Source organism: Halomonas citrativorans, from assembly GCF_014898005.1.
GTDB lineage: Bacteria > Pseudomonadota > Gammaproteobacteria > Pseudomonadales > Halomonadaceae > Vreelandella > Vreelandella citrativorans.
Window position 1 is genome coordinate 334097 of record NZ_JABUYX010000001.1, and the last position, 16166, is coordinate 350262.

Annotated in this window: 11 protein-coding genes and 2 pseudogenes; 2 read left to right on the forward strand and 11 right to left on the reverse strand. The window is 56.1% G+C overall.

The genetic code is table 11. The annotated features are described in order from the left end of the window. Nucleotides 1–381: 381 nt before the first annotated feature. Both INT20_RS01475 and INT20_RS18285 read right to left on the reverse strand, forming a co-directional pair. A complete protein-coding gene (locus tag INT20_RS01475; protein ID WP_193056309.1) occupies nucleotides 382–1455 on the reverse strand; it encodes an RHS repeat-associated core domain-containing protein in 1074 nt (357 codons plus the stop codon). Between the two features lie 2 nt (nucleotides 1456–1457). Next, nucleotides 1458–2477, reverse strand: a complete 1020-nt coding sequence (locus INT20_RS18285; protein WP_193056310.1) for an RHS repeat protein — start codon at nucleotides 2475–2477, stop codon at nucleotides 1458–1460. Between INT20_RS18285 and INT20_RS18190 the strand changes: the two genes are divergently transcribed. Beyond that, entirely contained in the window at nucleotides 2448–2585 is a 138-nt protein-coding gene (locus INT20_RS18190; protein ID WP_193056311.1) for a hypothetical protein, read from the forward strand. The two genes, INT20_RS18285 and INT20_RS18190, sit on opposite strands and share 30 nt — an antisense overlap. Nucleotides 2586–2767: 182 nt before the next feature. On the opposite strand, the gene INT20_RS01490 is transcribed toward INT20_RS18190, so the two are convergent. The 4 genes from INT20_RS01490 to INT20_RS18000 form a co-directional block, all read right to left on the reverse strand. Then, nucleotides 2768–4069, reverse strand: a complete 1302-nt coding sequence (locus tag INT20_RS01490) for an IS1380 family transposase (protein ID WP_193056312.1) — start codon at nucleotides 4067–4069, stop codon at nucleotides 2768–2770. 58 nt (nucleotides 4070–4127) lie between these two features. Further along, complete coding sequence (locus INT20_RS01495; protein WP_193056313.1) at nucleotides 4128–4544, reverse strand: RHS repeat domain-containing protein; 417 nt, start codon at nucleotides 4542–4544, stop codon at nucleotides 4128–4130. Nucleotides 4545–5114: 570 nt separating this feature from the next. Beyond that, nucleotides 5115–5504 carry a hypothetical protein gene (locus INT20_RS17995; protein ID WP_226911984.1) on the reverse strand — a complete coding sequence of 130 codons (390 nt, stop codon included), beginning with the start codon at nucleotides 5502–5504 and terminating at the stop codon, nucleotides 5115–5117. A 44-nt stretch (nucleotides 5505–5548) separates the two neighbouring features. Then, a complete protein-coding gene (locus INT20_RS18000; RefSeq protein ID WP_226911985.1) occupies nucleotides 5549–6532 on the reverse strand; it encodes an RHS repeat-associated core domain-containing protein in 984 nt (327 codons plus the stop codon). A gap of 3 nt (nucleotides 6533–6535) precedes the next feature. On the opposite strand from INT20_RS18000, the gene INT20_RS18195 reads away from it, so the two are divergent. Continuing rightward, nucleotides 6536–6760 carry a hypothetical protein gene (locus INT20_RS18195; protein WP_264299219.1) on the forward strand — a complete coding sequence of 75 codons (225 nt, stop codon included), beginning with the start codon at nucleotides 6536–6538 and terminating at the stop codon, nucleotides 6758–6760. A 180-nt stretch (nucleotides 6761–6940) separates the two neighbouring features. On the opposite strand, the gene INT20_RS01515 is transcribed toward INT20_RS18195, so the two are convergent. From INT20_RS01515 to INT20_RS01530, 5 genes and pseudogenes are all read right to left on the reverse strand, one after another. After that, entirely contained in the window at nucleotides 6941–7147 is a 207-nt protein-coding gene (locus INT20_RS01515) for a hypothetical protein (protein WP_193056314.1), read from the reverse strand. 518 nt (nucleotides 7148–7665) lie between these two features. Next, nucleotides 7666–8645, reverse strand: a pseudogene (locus tag INT20_RS01520) (DDE-type integrase/transposase/recombinase); the annotation flags it as partial. Nucleotides 8646–9383: 738 nt separating this feature from the next. Further along, a complete protein-coding gene (locus INT20_RS01525; protein ID WP_319643841.1) occupies nucleotides 9384–13004 on the reverse strand; it encodes an RHS repeat-associated core domain-containing protein in 3621 nt (1206 codons plus the stop codon). Between the two features lie 75 nt (nucleotides 13005–13079). Next, nucleotides 13080–15119 (reverse strand): annotated as a pseudogene (locus INT20_RS18005) (type VI secretion system Vgr family protein); the annotation flags it as partial. Nucleotides 15120–15365: 246 nt separating this feature from the next. After that, nucleotides 15366–16121: an ankyrin repeat domain-containing protein gene (locus INT20_RS01530; RefSeq protein ID WP_193054938.1), complete on the reverse strand. Its 756-nt coding sequence runs from the start codon at nucleotides 16119–16121 to the stop codon at nucleotides 15366–15368. Nucleotides 16122–16166: the final 45 nt, after the last annotated feature.

The following is a 16166-nucleotide window of genomic DNA, read 5'->3' on the forward strand; positions in this document are numbered from 1 at the left end:
GAACTCGCTAGACGAATTGTTGCACTGTGAAAATTATTTAATAGTAACGATTCATACGAATGAAACAGCATTCCAACTAGTCTTGAATATAATTTAATATCTTCTTCTATTGTAAATCCAAAAACCAATAATAGGTAAAGCAACTGACAATAGAGATAAAAAAACTGAGGCAGTAGTCTTTTCGAAAACAAGCTCATTATGTACCGCATCAGCATTCAAAGCGGCTGTTATGGTTATAACTATGAATATAAAAGCAATCTTTTTCCTTTTAATCCTTTTAATCCTTTTAATCCTTTTAATCCTTTTGCCATTTGCAAGTAAAAACTTTATCAGCAAAGCTGTAAATACGAAAAAAAACAATGAATAGTATAAACCCATAATTTAATCCTCTTGAAGTAAATTGAGTTGTTTGTTTGCAGCATCACGTAAGCCAATACTCGATGGGACCGTTTCAAGCAATAACGAGTTTCGAGTTGCATTTTGATATGCTGGTATGAAATCCTTAGGCAAACTACGAAACAGCTTAAATGTTCCGGGGCTTTGTACAGGCCTTAATAACCCGCCAACTGAGGTACCCAAATTCGCACCGTCAACAGCTAAATTACCCCATTGTTCTCCAAGTTGATTTACAGCAGCTTCGCGTGCAAACCCATTTCCATTTTCTGAAAAGCCTTCTTGAATATTACTAACGCCAAGGCCTGCAATAGGCGCACCCGCTACACAACCTACTACTGTCTTACAGAGCGCTCCTCCCAATAAGACTTGACCACCGCCACCAACAACGGTTACGGTACGTGTCAACACAGCCATACCCTCGTCTCGGATGAAGCGAGGTATCATTCTAGAATGAAACTTGATGGCTTCCCAAGCATTTAACCCTAGCGGATCCGCCATCCCTGTTGGATTCGCCACATATCCATACAAATTAATCCCACCCAACAACCCAATCGGATCCTGACTAATGTACCTGCCTTGCTGCGGGTCGTAGTACCGGTGGCGGTTGTAATAGAGTCCACTTTCCTCATCGTGCCACTGGCCCTGAAAGCGGATCGGCTGCGCTGTGCTGCCGCGCTGATGTTTCACCGCCACCCAATCATTAGGCTGCGCCTGCCATTTCATTTCGCCATTAGGCGCAACCAACTGCATGGGCGTACCCAGCGCATCCGTGACGAAAGCGCTAAGCACTTGGCCCTGCTGGGTATCATCAATATGCAGCATGGGCACAAAACTGCCCGGCTCATACACGACCGTGGTGCGCTGACCGTCGCTTTCCTCGCGCACGATGCGGTCACCGTCCCATCCGTAGTGGGTGGTGGCGGTGGTACCGTTGGTGTGGCGGACGGTCTTGTTGATCCGGCGGCCCAGGCCATCGTAGCGGTAGGAGGCCTCCGTGGTATGGCCGTAGGCGCTGGTGTGGGTGAGGTGTACCAGACGGTTGGCGCCGTCGTAGCCCATTGTCAGGCGCTCGCCGTCCAGTTGTTGTTGCCCGCGCCATCAAAAAGGTAGCGGGTGCCGTTGAGTTGGCCCAGGCGGTTGTCGGAAAGCGCCTGCTGGCCATCCAGGCGGTTACCGGCGGCGTCTACTGTGTAGCGGTGGGCCTGGTCGCCATGCTGGCTGTCGGTGAGGCGCCCGGCGGCATCATAGCTGTATGCAACCACTTTGGCTTGATCGCCTTGCAGGGCGCGGAAGTTTATGCGGCCCAGGGCGTCGTACTGGTACTGCTGGCCGCCGCCTTGGGGCGCGCCGCGCAGAGTGAGGTGGTCCAGCTGGCCCAGTTCGGTATAGCCGCGCTCTAGAATGAGCGGCTGAGCCTGGTTGCTGCTACCCAAGGCCAGGCGGCGCTGAGTCTCTCGGTGCAGAGCGCCGGGCGTGAGTTCAATCTCGAAGTTTAGCTCGGGCGCGCTCAGGCCGTGCAGGTGGCCACTGCCGTAGGTGTGCCAGTTGAGCGCGGGCAGCTCGCCGAACTGGCTTTGTTGGGGTGCGCCGTTGGCGGTCAGGGTGTGGCGCTGTTGCCACTGCCAACCGCTGTCTCCCTCCATACTGACATGGTGCTGATGTTCACCGACCAGCCGTTGGGCATGATCGTATTGGAACGTTACTTCCCCATGGTCGTTGGTCACACTGACCAGTTGACCGTTGGCGCCCCAGCGGTAGTGTTCGCTGCTGGCCGGGGCGTGTTCGGTGGCCGGTAGATGGCGAGCGGTCAGGCGGCCAGCAGTATCGTAGTCGTAGTGCGTAGCCAGCGGCTGGCCGTCCGGACCTGTGCGGTGGGTTTCGGTGCGCTCGACCAACTGGCCCGCGTCGTCATAGCGGTACTGCTGTTCACGACCATCCGGACCGGTCTCGCTGGCCAGGCGGTCCATGTCGTCATAGGCAAAGCGATAGACTGCACCGTTGCCCAGGGTGAGTTCGTTCAGACGGCCGATGTCGTCATAGGCGGTATATTGATGGCTGCCGTCGGCCTCGATGCGCTGCACCGGGCGGCCGTGATCGTCAAAGAAGAACTGCTGGCGGAAGCCTTGCGGGCCTTCCAGCTCGACCAGCCGGCCCTGCGGGTCATAGTGATGGTGCCATCGGGCTGTTGAGTGGCAATACGGCGCTCTAACCCGGATTTCTCATAGTGCTCCAACAACCTTCGCAGACCAAGCTTGGTAGTGCTAGATCCGAGTGGTCATGGCCGAAGTTGGCGATTATTTAGCCAGTTTCCGGCATTCAGGCACAACTCCCCCTTTCCCCCATTGGTGTCGGGCCGGGGGAGCCCGATCATCTATCCGGGCACCAATCGCTGAACCAGTGCCGAGAGGTCCTTCTTGTAAGGGTAGCTATCACTCATCAACACCCGTATTCGACGGGTGTTGCGGATGATGACCGCACCAACCTTGATCAGCTTCAAGCGCAGGGTGCCGGCACTCATACGCTCGAAGGGCGTGTTTTTCAGATGCACCCGCAAACGCTCGAACAACGTGTAGGCGAAGCCGGATAAGATTAGCCGCCACTGGTTGGTCCACCAGTTGCTGCTGGAGGTGCGATCCGCGAACAAATCCAGTTGTTGGTCCTTAATCCGATTCTCCATATCACCCCGTGCGCAATACTGTTCGTAGTAGAGCTTGAATCCCTCATCGTAGCGGGAGCTGATAACGAACCGGGGGTTCGGGCCTTGAGGGCCATATTCCAGACGCGCCACCACCCAGCGTGGCTTGTGCCAGCTTCGGGCTTTGTAGCGGAAGCGGAAAGTACTGGCGAGCTTATGGCCATGGGCCTCGTAGTAGGCCCGGACCTTATCCATGGCCGGGGCAGCCAGTGCCTCCAGTCGCTGGTTGCGGGCCATGCCCACGATGTAATCCACCTGATTGCGATCACACCAGGCCAGCAGTCGGGGCTTGCTGAAGTGGGAGTCGCCCCGGAACACGATCCGGGTCTGTGGCCAATACCCGCGAATAAATCGCACCAGCAGCGCCAGAATGGCCCAGCTGTGCCGGGCATCACCTCGATTGCTGGTGCGCAGATAGCTCACCAGCAAGTGCCTACCGCAGAAGACGTAAAGCGGGAAGTAGCAGTGATGGTCGTAATACCGGTTAAAGAACTTACCCGGCTGGTCGCCGTGCACCGGAATATCGGTGCCGTCAAAATCCAGCACGATTTCCTTGGGCGGCTTCTCATGCTGCTCAATAAAGTGGTGCCAGAGCAGCTCATGAGCATTAACAAGGGTTTGCCGATCCATCGCCTGCTCCATTCGACACAGCGTGGATTTGCCGGCCAGGACGGAGGCGTTACCCGTGGCGGTTTGTAGCGCCTGATCAAAACGCAGTGCTTCATGGTCATTCAGGTCTTCGTAGCCACCGGCCACGCCGTAGACCCGTTGCCGGATCAGGGTCTTGAGCTCATGACGAATCATTCGGGAATCCCGCTGGTCGGTCAGAGTCTCGGCCAGCCGTTGGGTTAACCGGTGTTGTTTGTCGACTTCACGCAGTAACAGCAAGCCAGCATCGGAGGTGATATGGCCTCCGGAGAAATCGGCTTCAATCTGGCGGCGGGAAAGTGGCGAGAAGGTCAGCTTTTGAGGTACCATTCTGGATGCGGCTACTAGTGCTTGGTGGATTGCTTAGACACTTGAAATCATAGCACTTTTAGCCGCTTCTTTTTATCCCTTCATGAGAAATCCGGGCTAACTCGTCGTGCTGAGTGCGGGTGGTTTCCCCTAGGGCGTTAGTGACACTGGCGAGAAAACCGTGGCGGTCGTAATCGTACGCGGTGCGCTGCTGGGAGCAGTCGATCTCGGCGGTGACCTGGCCCAGGGCGTTCCATTCGCGCTGGTGCGTCGCGCCCACCGCATCGGTGACCGTGGTAGGGCGGTCGGGCAGGCGTTCATCGTCATAGGCGAAGGCGGTAGTGCCTTCCGGCCCGGTGATCTCCAACTGCTGGCCGCGTTTGTTGCGGGTAATCTGCCAGCGCTGGTGCTCGGGTCCTTCGATACGCACGGTGTTGCCTAACGCATCGCGCTCCATCGTCCAACGCTGCCCATCCGGCGTGACCTGACCGATCACCTGGCCGTTCTCGTCGCGCTCGAACAGCGTCTCGCGGCCCAGCGGGGTGAGGGTGGCGATCTTGCGTCCGGCGCGGTCGTAGCGGAATTCGATCCGCGAGCCGCCCGGCCGACTCATTACTATTGTTTTTTGTTTTTTAAATCTGGAAGTAAAGCTTTTCAAACCCCTTTTTTCAAGCTATGAAATTAGGTTTATAATCTTGATATCAGCCAAAAATTAATCTTATTAAAACCAAGAGGATTTAAAGATAAATATCCAAAAACATATAAAGAAAATAAACATAATAACCCTAATTGTATCGTGCTTTTCTTTTACCAAGCCTCCCGAGTAAGTTAGCATCGGCATTACCCAGCCAAATAAAAAGGCGATAATTTGATAGTTGGCAAATGCGGCCATATAAAAATATTGCCAATGATCGATCAGGACTCGAAGTAATTGATCTTAAATCTCCAATTAACAGAAGGTTTAATAAAAAAATAGAAGAAACCCTGCGGCTTTTTTGTTTTTAATTGTCATAATCTTGCTCAATGTTACGTTCAGGTAAGACAAAAACATCATTAATCTTTTGGTTTACAAAGCCAACTCCAACGCCAGCTGCGTTACTGATTGAATCGCGGAAGAAAATACTTTTTTCATCATCAAGTTTACTACCTCAGAACCAACGATTGAACTTATGCCTGCAGAAGTATGCGTGTAATTTTCATCAGTAAAATCAATGCTAGCTGCAAAAATGCCAGTTGCTATAGAGGTTGTACCACATACAGTAGTCAGTGGTGGAACTAACGAGCATGCAGCAGCAAAGTTACTGATAGTTTCAGCGCTTTCTCGGGCAGTTGCTTTATCTACTCGCAACATTGCATCAGCAGCTTCTGCTTGTCTTCTGACCATATTCGATTGACTATTAGGCCCTCCCCCCAATCCGTAAGGGCCTGCGCTTCTTAATCCTAGTGCATCCACCATGCCCGTCGGATTCGTCACATACCCATATAAATTCGTACCACCACTTAACCCAATCGGATCCTGGCTAATATATACCGCCCCTGCTGCGGATCATAGTACCGGTGACGGTTATAATAGAGCCCACTCTCGTCATCCTGCCACTGGCCTTGAAAGCGAATCGGCTGCGCTGTATTGCCGCGAACGTTCTTCACCGCCGCCCAATCATCAGGCTGCGCCTGCCATTTCGTTTCGCCATTAGGCGCCACCAGTTGCACGGGCGTACCCAGCGCATCCGTGACGAAAGTACTAAGCACTTGGCCCTGTTGGCTATCGTCAATACGCAGCATGGGCATGAAGCTGCCCGGCTCGTAGACAATGGTCGAGCGCTGACTATCGCTTTCTTCCCGCACGATGCGGTCGCCGTCCCAGCCGTAGTGGGTGTTGGCAGTAGTGCCGTTGGTGTGGCGCACGGTCTTGCTGATCCGGCGGCCCAGGCCATCGTAGCGGTAGGCAGCCTCCGTGGTATGGCCGTAGGCGCTGGTGTGGGTGAGCTGTACCAGACGGTTGGCGCCGTCGTAGCCCATCGTCAGGCGCTCGCCGTCCGGTTGTTGCCGCTCGATCATGTTGCCCGCACCGTCGTAACGATAGCGAGTGCCGTTGAGCTGGCTTAGGCGGTTGTCGGAGAGCGCCTGCTGGCCATCCAGGCGGTTACCGGCGGCGTCTACCGCGTAGCGGTGGGCCTGGTCGCCGTGCTGGCTGCCGGTCAGGCGGCCGACGGCATCATAGCTGTACGCAATCACTTTGGATCGTTCACCTTGCAGGGCGCGGAAGCTCATGCGGCCCAGGGCGTCGTACTGGTACTGCTGGCCGCCGTTGGCTTGCGCGCCGCGCAGGGTGAGGTGGTCCAGCTGGCCAAGGTTGGTATAGCCACGCTCCAGAATCAGCGGTTGGGTCTGGTCGCCACTGCCGAGGCTGACGCGGCGCTGAGTCTCGCGGTGCAGGGCGTCGGGTTCCAGGGCGATGTCCAGGTTGAGGTCCGGGGCGCTCAACCCGTGCAGGTGGCCGCTGCCGTAGGTGTGCCAGTTCAGGGCGGGCAGGTCGCCGAGCTGACTCTGCTGCGGCGCGCCATTGGCGGTGAGGGTGTGGCGCTGTTGCCACTGCTAGGCTGTGTTTTCACTGATAGTGCCCTCCGGCATGCCACTGTTGCTCGCGATCAGTCGCTGGGCGTAGTCGTACTGGAACGTTACGTCACCATGGTCGTTGGTCACGCTGGCTAATTGACCGTTGGCGCCTCAGCGGTATGCTCGGTGCCGATCTGTGGCGAGCGATCAGGCGGCCCGCGGCATCATTACGCGTAGCGCGTCACCAGCGGTTGACTATTGAAGAAAATCTCATTTTTGCAATTTGCCTTTCATTTGGCAACCACTCACGGGACTAAAAAGAAAAACCACAATGTTTTACAACTCCTTGTTTTTAAATATTCTAATTCCAATCTTAATGAGTATCCATACACCAAAAACAATCACTGCTGAAGCTGGGGTTATCCTTTCACTTCCCAATTGCATATTCTTGATCTCACCAGTTGCTAGTATATATATACCAAACATTATGAGAATAATGCTTATAAAAGCATTTAAAGTATTATCCTTAAGGGTTTTGCTCATTTTCCCCATTCCTCAGGGCTAAACACAGAGCCCATAATATAACCAACAATACCAGACTTGTTTGGTGAAGGTGGGACAGGCAAAGAGCTGCCTAAAACATCTAACGCCGCCCCTTGCACAGCCGGATTAGCTATTCCCACAGCCGCCCCTGGCGATACAGTTGCAACGCTACACATAGCTCTTAAGCTGAGTTGGTTAGCGCCAGTCGCTAATGCACTACCAGCACTTGGCGCTGCTAAAGCGGCTGATGCGGCAGGAAGAGTAATATCACTACGTGTTGCGCCCTGATACCTTAGTGCTCTTCCATGATTGGCATCTTTAGATAACGCTGACATGCGTGTTGGAAATATCGAGCCTAAAATACCTGGATTATAATCTCCACCTGTTATTACTTGGCCGCCTTGGACTGGCGAAGGGGATGGTGCAGCGTGTGCTAACGCTTGTCGGCCATATGCGGAACTGAAACTGCCCATGGCTGATTGAAACAACCCCAACGGATCAACCGCACCCGCCGGATTGTCGGGTCCCGCATGATTAATTACGCGCTTCCAAAATAATTCGGGCCTATCAGCCTGCCACTGCTTCATTGCACCAATCGGGGACCGATGGTGCAAGGCCTTTTGATTGATGTGGTGGTTGTACAGCCAGTTATAACGTTTGAGCGTGGTTTCCAGGTCTTCCAGAGAGTCGAACCGGTGTGTGTTCAGGACGTCGCTTATACGGCCATTAAAGCGCTCGACCATGCCGTTCGTTTGAGGCCGATAGGGCGTGATCAGCCGATGATCAATGCCATGCTGGCGACAGAACTTATCGACTTTATGCTTGTCACTGGGCTCCCGTTCACCGCCGGAAGTAAAGCGATCAGTAAATGTCTTGCCGTTATCGGTGAGCAGCGTCTTGATCTTGAAGGGCGCACGCTGATGGACATGGCGTAGAAAAACGTCGGCATCTTGTGCGGACTGATGTTGACGTACCTCAAGATAGACCCAGCGGGTAGCGCGATCGATAGCCACGAAAAGGTAACGCTTGCGGTTCTCGTCGGGCATTTGAGGAGGTGTTTAACGTCGACATGGATATATCCCGGCGTATAGGCCTTGAAAGGCTTATGAGTCGGAGCTTGATCCGCTTTCTCCTGCTTTTTCAGGGCCGCGAGACTGGGTAAGCCACGACGTTTCAACAGGCGCTGTAGGGCGGAACGCGAGAGATCCGGGTGCAGGAATTCTCTGGCGACCACCAACAGATCGTCGACGCTCAGCCGCAGGTATTCCCGCAGGGCCACGACAATTTCTTCCTGGGCAGGAGATAGCGTCGTGAGCAAGTTGTGCCGTGTGTGAGGCAGATCATGTTGCGTCTCTCGATAGCGCCACCGGGCAATCGTGGGGCAAGAAACACGATAACGCGGCGCTAATTCACTATCGCTAATCGAGGCGGGAGCCTGTTGGATCTCGCGGCGAATGCGTGGGGTAGTGGTCGCTGTCTTATGTAGCTTAATGTCCATCTCGCTGCTCCTGAATAAAGTAAGCAATGAGGTCACGTGCTGCCAACAGAGGATAGCTCTTATGATTTAATCTATCATCCGGCCTCTTACACATACCTATTGTTTAAGATATCGGGAAAATTTAACTATAATAGTCAAGTATCACCGATGCAAAAGCAGAAAAATAAAGGCTTATAAAAAATATTACTTTTCAAAAGCTATCATTTATCGGTACTCCCATTACTTGAGGATATAAGAATAAGATTATCATCCATGCCGCGAAATACTCTCTGTATAGAAATAAACCTGACCATAAAAAGAAACAGAAAACTGAGACTAATATTTTCACAGGGGGTTTGGTTTCCATGAAACATTACCTAAAGAGCCCGGTAAACAACGTTCCTCTTGCCTTTATCATATGATCCAAAGAGCTAAATTGCTCCATTCGTTTAAACCTCAGGCTAAACATGATACCTGCCACTTAGTAGCATTAAAAGAGTTGCTAATATTACGAATAAAGAAATAGCTACACAGGTTTTTAAATAGATATTATATTCTCCATGGAAATGCCAATGTGTTGCAGTTATTAATGTTACTCCAACCATTATGTATAAGGCTGCTAAATTTTTATTGATATAAATAACATATGAAAATGAGTTGAATTTTATAGCAAACCACAACCAGTGGAAAAGTTTATCTAAACCAAAATAGCAATATAAAATTAGAGTTAAGCAAGTGAGCAAGTGCGCAAAGTACATATTAATCATTCCCCATCACTGTGATACGACCATATCTTCTTAGTTGCTCTTTTCTTGGGCCAAATGGATTACGACTCTTGGAGTTTACTGTTACTGAGTCAGTTGCTGTAGAAAGTACAGCTTCTCTCACTGTCAACCAGTTGCTAGCATCAGTCGCTGCTATACAACCAATAGTCATGCCCGGCCTATGAAGTCGAAATAAATCTCTACCAGACTCTTCGTGAATATCATCGCCATAATTTGAATCTCGGGATTCTAAACGAAAAAAATCTGGGTCAGGATGTTCTAGGATGTCATACTCTCCATCGGGTATAGGCTTACCAAAAGGCTTTCCTCCGGATTGGAATACTCCCCTTGTTTCTATGCCAGTATTGCTATCAATTAGAACTAAATCACCAGTTGAAACGTCAAATGTCCCAACAACTTCTAACCCCAGCGGATCCACCATCCCCGTCGGATTGGACACATACCCGTACAAGTTAGTGCCACCCCTCAACCCAATCGGATCCTGACTAATATACCGCCCCTGCTGCGGATCATAGTACCGGTGGCGATTGTAGTACAGCCCGCTTTCTTCATCATGCCACTGGCCCTGAAAGCGAATCGGCTGACTCGCACTGCCGCGAACGTTCTTTACCGCCGCCCAATCATCAGGCTGGCCCTGCCACTGAATGTCGCCGTTAGCAGCCACGAGCTGCATCGGTGTACCAATCGCATCCGTGACGAAGGCGCTGAGCGCCTGGCCTTGTTGGGTCTCATCAATACGCAGCAGGGGCACAAAACTACCCGGCTCGTAGACGATGGTCGAGCGCTGACTATCGCTTTCTTCCCGCACGATGCGGTCGCCGTCCCAGCCGTAGTGGGTGGTGGCGGTGGTGCCGTTGGTGTGGCGCACGGTCTTGCTGATCCGGCGGCCCAGGCCATCGTAGCGGTAGGCGGCCTCCGTGGTATGGCCGTAGGCGCTGGTGTGGGTGAGCTGTACCAGACGGTTGGCGCCGTCGTAGCCCATCGTCAGGCGCTCGCCGTCCGGTTGTTGCCGCTCGATCATGTTGCCCGCACCGTCGTAACGATAGCGAGTGCCGTTGAGCTGGCTTAGGCGGTTGTCGGAGAGCGCCTGCTGGCCATCCAGGCGGTTACCGGCGGCGTCTACCGCGTAGCGGTGGGCCTGGTCGCCGTGCTGGCTGCCGGTCAGGCGGCCGACGGCATCATAGCTGTACGCAATCACTTTGGATCGTTCACCTTGCAGGGCGCGGAAGCTCATGCGGCCCAGGGCGTCGTACTGGTACTGCTGGCCGCCGTTGGCTTGCGCGCCGCGCAGGGTGAGGTGATCCAGTTGGCCGAGGTTGGTGTAGCCGCGCTCCAGGATCAGCGGTTGAGTCTGGTCGCCACTGCCAAGGCTGACGCGGCGCTGAGTCTCGCGGTGCAGGGCGTCGGGTTCCAGGGCGATGTCAAGATTCAGGTCCGGCGCGCTCAATCCGTGCAGGTGGCCACTGCCGTAGGTATGCCAGTTCATTGCGGGCAGGTCGCCGAACTGACTCTGCTGCGGGGCGCCGTTGGCGGTCAGGGTATGCTGCTGTTGCCACTGCCAGGCTTGGCCGCCCTCAAGGGACGTATGGCGCTGCTGCTCGCCGACCAGCCGCTGGGCGTGGTCGTAAGCGAACGTGACCTCGCCGTGATCACTGGTCACGCTTGTGAGCTGACCGTTAACGCCCCACTGGTACTGCTCGGCGCTTGCCGGGGCAGACTCGGTGGCGGGCAGATGGCGCGCTACAAGTCGTCCGGCGGCGTCGTACTCATAGCGCGTAGCCAGCGGCTGACCATCCGGGCCTGCTCGGTTGGTTTCAATACGCTCGACCAACTGGCCCGCTTCATCGTAGCGGTACTGCTGCTCGCGGCCGTCCGGACCGGTCTCGCTGGCCAGGCGGTCCATGTCGTCATAGGCAAAGCGATAGACCGCGCCGTTGCCCAGGGTGAGTTCGTTCAGGCGGCCGATGTCGTCATAGGCGGTGAACTGGTGGCTGCCGTCGGCCTCGATGCGCTGGGCCGGGCGGCCGTGGTCGTCAAAGAAGAACTGCTGGCGGAAGCCTTGTGGGCCTTCCAGCTCGACCAGGCGACCTTGCGGGTCATAGTGGTGGTGCCAGTAGAGGCCATCGGGCTGTTGGGTGGCAATCCGCTGCCCCCGCTCGTCGTGCTGGGTGCGGGTGGTCTCGCCTAGCGCATTCGTGACGCTGGCCAGGTAGCCGTGGCGGTCGTAATCGTACTCGGTGCGCTGCTGGGAGCAGTCGATCTGGGCGGTGACCTGGCCCAGGGCGCTCCACTCGCGCTGGTGCGTCGCGCCCACCGCATCGGTGACCGTGGTGGGGCGGTCGGGCAGGCGCTCGTCGGTGTAGGCGAACGTGGTGGTGCCTTCGGGGCCGCTAACCGTCACGGGATTGCCGCGTTCGTCACGTTCAACCTGCCACTGTTGATCGGCGGGGCCTTCCATGCCCACGGTATTGCCTAGCGCATCGCGCTCCATGGTCCAGTGCTGACCATCCGGCGTGACCTGACCGATCACCTGACCATTGCTGTCGCGCTCGATCAGCGTCTCACGTCCCAGCGGGTCCACCGTGGCGACTTTTTGCCCGGCGCGGTCGTAGCGAAACTCGATGCGTGAGCCGTCAGCACGGGTGTGGGCAGTCCAGCGCTGGCCGGGGCCACTGCCCATGAAGTAGTACTGCTCTTCACGGCCCAGGCTGTCGGTGACCTGGGTGTGATCGACGTGATAGGTGTAGCGTCGGGCAAGGCCGCCCACTTCCTGCTGGCCGACCACGCGGCCGTCCGGGGCGTGGCGGTCCCAGGTGTAGCGGGCTTCCATACCGCCGGGCACGCGGTGAGCAATCAGCATGTGATCCTGCCACTCGAACTCGCGCACCACTTCGCCATGGCGGTGGCGTACGGCGAGCAGGTCACCGGCTGCGCTGAACGAGTAGCGCACCAGCCAGTCGTCCTGAGCGCTGCCGTCATGGTCCTGCACCAGTGTGACGCCGGTCAGGCGCTGGCCAGCATCGTCGGCCTGCCTGGGCAGCAGGGCATCGTAGACGAACTGATAATGACGCCCGGCGCTGTCGATGGCGCGTACCAACACGCCATTGTCCCACTGGTACGCCGTGGTATAGCCGTTGCGGTCGCGCTCTTCGATTAGCGGCCAGCGTGTGCTGGCCTCCTCGGGGCGGGCAAACACGTAGTAAAGACCGCTGGTATCGCTGAGCACGATGCGTTCGGGGTCGTCGCGCAGCGTCTCGTCCAGCGCCTGCCAGCGGGGATCGTTATCCACTGCGTGGTCTTGAGACACTACTGTGCCCCCACGGCGTATCCACAGCTGTTCGGTGGGCGAGAAGCGCGCCTGACCGGGGTCGAGGGGGCCAAAGGTAATTTGTCGCCCCTGGGCGTCGTGGATAATGCAGGCGTCATCTTCCAGGGTAATGGCCAGACTTTCGCCGGGCAATGACCAGCCCTGGCCGAGTACGCCGATCCGTGCGTTGCTGGAGAGGTACCCACGGCTGAACACAAAAGGGCGTGGTGCGGGCAGCGCAAAATCGGTTTCGGCGGGGAGCAGCTTGGCGCCTAACAGCGGGTTCACCGGGCTGCCGACGGCGGGTTCACAGGCGCTACAGTCGTCGGCCAGGCCATCGGTGATGTCGATGTCCTCCAGCGCCAGGGGCGTGGCCGCGGCAATGTCGCTGCTCAGCAGTGGCGTCTGGTGCGGCTCGAGGGTGACGTCGTCGCTCTCTTCCGGCTCCGCTTCGCCCGGTAGGCGGGGCAGCACGATCGCCTGCCCCTGGCCACGGCCCGGGCTGCCGCCGGAGTTGATTTTCACCTGCGAACCCACAATGGTCACACCACTGGGATCGAGTTTTACAAAACTGCCGCCGGCCTTGAGGGTGATCTCCGCCCCGGCTTCGATCACGACCTGAGAACCTGCCTTGTAGTGCACTTCACGGCCCACTTCCAACAGCTGCGAATCGCCGTAGAACTCGTGGCGGGTCTGATCCACCTGAAGATGGTCATCGCCTTTTACCTGGGTAAAGCGGTCGTTGTGTACCGTCAGGTGGTCGTCGTTGTGAATTTCGGTCAATCGATTGCGGTGCAGCTTCAGATGGCTGTCGCGGCGAATTTCTTCGGTGCGGTCGTTGAGTGTCAGAAGCTCCAGGTCTTTCTGGGCGTGGAGCCAGATCTGTTCCTCGCCCGCTTCATCTTCAAAGCGCAGTTCGTTGAAGCCGTCGGCCTTGTGGCTCTGGGTGCGCAGCACCGTGCGCGTCTTGTGCTCGGGCAGCGGGTAGGGGGCGGTGTTGACGGCGTGATAGGTACGCCCGGTGACCAGCGGCTGGTCCGGATCGCCTTCCAAAAAGGAAACGATCACCTCGTGGCCGATGCGCGGTATGGCAATGCTGCCGTAGCCGCCCCCTGCCCAGCCCTGAGCCACGCGCACCCAACAACTGGCGGTTTCGTTGGGTTCGGCGTAGCGGTCCCAGGGGAACTGTACTTTTACGCGGCCGTGTTCGTCGCAGTAAATTTCCTCGCCTTCGGGGCCGACCACAAACGCGACCTGGGGGCCGTCCACGCGGGGTTTGGGATTGGGCGTGGGGCGCCAGGTCTGGTCGCGGGGCATCAGCTCGACGCTGTTGTGGTAGCGGGTCATTTGCTCGCCCGCTTGATCCGAGGTGGCGCTACCGCGCGCCATGCCGTCCTCTTCCAGCGCCTGGGGCTGCTCGCCAACATGCACTACACCCAGTACCTGCCAGTCCTGATTGAGGCTCTCCACGTCGTGGTCGGTCAGGGTGAAGCAAATGCCCGGCGCCAGTTCGGGCAGGTCGCTCTCGGCCTCGGCCACCAGTGCATCGGCGCGTAGAGATTCCAGTCGGTGGCGGGTAAACGGCTTGCCGGAGCCATCCTTCTTGTAGCGGCCCGGGTAGTCGAAGTGTTCGTAATCCTCACGCTGAGCGTGCTTGCCTAGCCCTGGCGGCTGATGTTCATGCAATTGGGCGTAGGCCGGGTTTTGAAAGGTGTAGTCCTTGAGCATGGCAGACGCCGGGCGTACCCGGCTGACCTGGCGCAGCTTACGCAGATGGCGCCGGGGCGGCGTGCCGCCCGCGCGGCTGTGGTAGGTGCGCTCACCGACGCTTGGGAGCACCGCGGTGGCATCGGCAAACACCAGCCGGTGGGCGCCGCCTTCGGCGTTTTCGAACTCGTGAAAATAGAAGCAGCCCTCTTCGGCAGCCAGGCGTTCGATAAACGCCAGATCGGTTTCCCGGTACTGCACCAGGTACTCCCGCTCAAGCGGGGTACGCGTGGTGGCAAAGCCGATATCCGTCAGGCCGCGCTCGTCGGCAAGCGTTGTGATCGCATCGTAAGGGGCCGCGTTCTGAAAAAAACGCGAATTGTGGCGTAAAGAAAGCCGCCACAGCGCCGGGCGAATCACCACGTGATAAAACGAGCGCCGGTGGCCGCGGTCACCCTGGGCAAACTCACTCACAATGCCGTGAATACGGCGCAGCGGCTCGCCATCCTGCCAAATAGTCAGGGTAGCGGTCTTATCCAGGCAGTTGACAGGCGAAAGGTCGTGAGCGCGGCTGGCAAACTCGACAGAGAGCGAAAACGGTTCGGAAAGGGCTTCGCGGTGGGTAAAGCGGACAACGGCGGTGTCGTCTGCCCCGGGCAGGGCAAGAGTAAATTGAAGGCCTGTACCGTCTGCCATTGCACCGCTCCCTGGATTCTTCGCTACGTATAAGACGGCTTAGAGTAGCGACATGAGTGGAGAGGGCAACCCCTGAGAGGCAAGTGGCGTTGATCTCTTACAGGGTTGTAAGAGATTGCTTACAAAATTACAGATATTGCGGTACAGGAACGGGACATGAAAACGCCGCCGGATGGTGGGCAGCCAACCATAAAGCTGCCCAACAAGAGCGCACTTGTCAAAACGATAGAGCAGTAAGCGTGCCGGTTAACGCTCATGGCCACGAGGAATAACAGGTGTGAGTCCTTCGGCACGCATTTGCTCGCGCATTTCTATCGGAGAGAGCGGAGGAAATTCAACGCCACGTTCGATCATCATATCGCGAAGCTGAATAAATTGGTCACGCATAGGGCCAGGCTGAATATCTTGAATTTTTAAATGAACGCCCCAGGCAGGTGTAACCCCCGTTCTTAAACGGATATTAGGATCAGCGCCTTGCTCGAGTAAATACATGGCTATTTCAGGTTTAGTGCCTGTTGTACTGCTATCAAAGGGACTGCTGCCTTTTCCATCATTTAGCCGGTAATGTATGTCGGCACCACGTTCCACCAGTAATTTGATATGCTCCAACGTACCACTTGTAATGGTGCTGAATATAAGCGGGTAGCCTGTATCGTTTCCATCGTTACCCGCTGAATCATTGGGAGATAACCCGCCGTCCAGCATGGCGTTGAGATACTCAGTGCCTGGTTTTCGAAGGGCTTGACCAAGAGGCGTGCCGCCGCCCTCAACGGGGCTTTCATTGGGATGTACACCTAGCTCGACCAGCGTTCGGATAGCGTCGGTATTTTCCTGTAGTAGCGCAAACCACATCAAGGTAATTTGCCTGTCGCCGCGAGCGTGAAGGTCGATGCCCCGCTCGACCCCTTGGCGTAAGGCTTCCATATCATTGCGTTCAATGGCTTCGGCCATTGCTAATTGGGGGCCCTGAAAGAAGTCGGTAGCGGTATAGGAACGGGTCATAAAAACGCCGTTGGATGGTGGGTAGCCAAACGTGAAGCTGCCCAA